Below are 2,669 nucleotides of genomic sequence, written 5' to 3' on the forward strand. Positions count from 1 at the left end.
GGCCGGGGCGGGCCTGCGCCTGCCCCGGCCGGCACCACCGACCGAGTGAGGAGTTTCCATGGCGAACTACACCGCCACTGAGATCAAGGCCCTGCGCGAGCGCACCGGCGCCGGCATGCTGGACGTCAAGAAGGCGCTCGACGAGGCCGACGGCGACCTCCAGAAGGCGCAGGAGATCATCCGCGTCAAGGGCCTCAAGGGCGTCACCAAGCGCGAGGGCCGGGCCACGGCCGAGGGCCTCGTCGCCGCGCGCGTCGAGGGCACCGTCGGGTACATGGTCGAGGTCAACTCCGAGACCGACTTCGTGGCGAAGTCCGCCCCGTTCGTCGAGTTCGGCAACAAGGTGCTCGACGCCGCCGTGGCCGCCGACGCCACGACGCTGGAGTCCCTGATGGACGCGCAGGTCGACGGCAAGGCCGTCTCCGAGCTCGTCACCGAGACCGGCGCGCTGCTCGGCGAGAAGATCGTCGTCCGGCGCATCGCCCGCGTCGAGGGCGACAACGTGGCCGTCTACCTGCACAAGACCTCCAAGGACCTGCCGGCGCAGGTCGGCGTGCTGCTGGCCGTCGCCGGTGCCGACGCCGGTCAGGTCGCCCACGACGTGGCCGTGCACATCGCCGCGATGTCCCCGACGTTCCTCTCCCAGGACGACGTGCCCGCCGAGACCGTCGAGTCGGAGAAGCGCGTGGCCGAGGAGACCGCCCGCGCCGAGGGCAAGCCGGAGAAGATCCTGCCGAACATCATCAACGGCCGCCTGAAGGGCTACTTCAAGGACGTCGTGCTGCTCGACCAGGACTTCGCCAAGGACTCGAAGAAGACCGTCGGCAAGGTGCTCGAGGAGGCCGGTGCGAACGCCACGGCCTTCGCCCGGTTCCGCGTCGGCGCCTGACCGGTCCCGACCAGGGCGCTGCGCCCCCGCGCTCCACGACGGAGGCGCTCCTGCACCGCAGGGGCGCCTCCGTCGTCGTTCCCGCTCCCACCTGGGACGACGCTCCCCGCGGCCGGAGGGCGGCCATCGGGAGGCAGACGCGTTCTGTATGCTGAGGGAGGCCCGCCCCCGAACCAGCTGCACCCTCGCGGGGCCGAGCCCGTCCACGCAGCTCCGTCGTCGCCGGGAGGAACCATGCCCACCACTTCTGCCTCCGAGATCAAGGACGAGGCCCTGCGCCTGAGCCGGGACCCCCGGGTCGCCCCGGCGCGCCGCCGCGTGCTGCTCAAGCTCTCGGGCGAGGTCTTCGGCGGCGGCTCCATCGGGGTCGACACGCGCGTGGTCCGCGACATCGCCGAGCAGATCGCCGCCACCGTGGGGCAGGTGGAGACGGCCATCGTGGTGGGAGGCGGCAACTTCTTCCGCGGCGCCGAGCTCTCCCAGGCCGGGATGGACCGGTCCCGGGCGGACTACATGGGGATGCTCGGCACCGTCATGAACTGCCTGGCCCTGCAGGACTTCCTGGAGCAGTGCGGGGTGGACACCCGCGTGCAGTCCGCGATCAAGATGGAGCAGGTGGCGGAGGTCTACATCCCGCGCCGGGCCATCCGCCACATGGAGAAGGACCGCGTCGTGATCTTCGGCGCCGGCGCCGGGCTGCCCTACTTCTCCACGGACACCGTCGCGGCCCAGCGGGCCCTGGAGGTCCACGCGGACGAGGTCCTCATGGCCAAGAACGGGGTGGACGGCGTCTACACCGCGGACCCCCGGACCAACCCGGACGCCCAGCGGCTGTCCACGCTCACCTACGGCGAGGCCCTCGCCCGCGACATCCGGGTCATGGACCAGACGGCCTTCAGCCTGTGCCGCGACAACGACGTGACGATGCGCGTGTTCGGCATGGAGGGCGAGGGCAACGTCACCCGCGCGATCCTCGGGGAGCAGATCGGCACCCTCGTCACCGCCTGAGACGGCGCGGGACGGCCCCCGGTTAGACTGGGGTGAGCACGGCCCGGGCGGCGCGGCAACCGCGCGGCCGCCGGCCGGACCCACCCCGCGCGGAGGCCTCCGTGCGACCCGACGAAGGAGCCCCTACGTGATCCCAGAGACGATGTCCGAAGCGAAGACCAAGATGGGCAAGGCCGTGGACGGCGCCAAGGAGGACTTCGCCGCGGTCCGCACGGGCCGCGCCAACCCCTCCCTCTTCTCGAGCGTGCTGGTCGAGTACTACGGCACCCCCACGCCGCTCCAGCAACTGGCCTCCTTCCAGAACCCCGAGGCACGCACGCTGCTCATCACGCCGTACGACCGCTCCGCGCTCAACGACATCGAGAAGGCGCTGCGCAACTCGGACATCGGGGCGAACCCCGCCAACGACGGCAACGTCATCCGGGTGGTGATGCCGGAGCTGACGCAGGAGCGGCGCAAGGAGTACGTCAAGGTCGTCGGGCACAAGGCCGAGGAGGCACGGGTCTCCGTGCGCAACATCCGCCGGCACGCCAAGGACCTGATCGAGAAGGCCGTCAAGGACGGCGACATCGGCGAGGACGAGGGCAAGCGCGCCGAGAAGGACCTCGACGCCACGACCAAGAAGCACATCGACCAGATCGACGAGATGCTCAAGAACAAGGAAGCCGAGCTGCTGCAGGTCTGATGCCGGAGCAGCCACGACCGCACCAGGAGACGAAGGCTTCCCCGGGAACCGCCGGGGAAGCCTTCTCGCCGCGGCCCCGGCCGGCCC

General features: G+C 71.0%; 3 protein-coding genes. All 3 read left to right on the plus strand.

The features are described from left to right. Positions 1-58 precede the first annotated feature (58 nt). The 3 genes from tsf to frr all read left to right on the plus strand — a co-directional run bounded on the left by tsf (position 59) and on the right by frr (position 2,582). Entirely contained in the window at positions 59-889 is an 831-nt protein-coding gene (tsf, locus tag ACFU0Y_RS17810) for a translation elongation factor Ts (protein ID WP_380216244.1), read from the plus strand. 234 nt (positions 890-1,123) lie between these two features. After that, entirely contained in the window at positions 1,124-1,897 is a 774-nt protein-coding gene (pyrH, locus tag ACFU0Y_RS17815) for a UMP kinase (RefSeq protein WP_017834131.1), read from the plus strand. Positions 1,898-2,024: 127 nt separating this feature from the next. Further along, positions 2,025-2,582 (plus strand): ribosome recycling factor, encoded by a 558-nt coding sequence (gene frr / locus ACFU0Y_RS17820; RefSeq protein WP_380216247.1) that lies wholly within the window; start codon positions 2,025-2,027, stop codon positions 2,580-2,582. Positions 2,583-2,669 lie beyond the last annotated feature (87 nt).

The sequence above is a fragment of the Kocuria sp. NPDC057446 genome (assembly GCF_042802875.1).
Classification (GTDB): domain Bacteria; phylum Actinomycetota; class Actinomycetes; order Actinomycetales; family Micrococcaceae; genus Kocuria.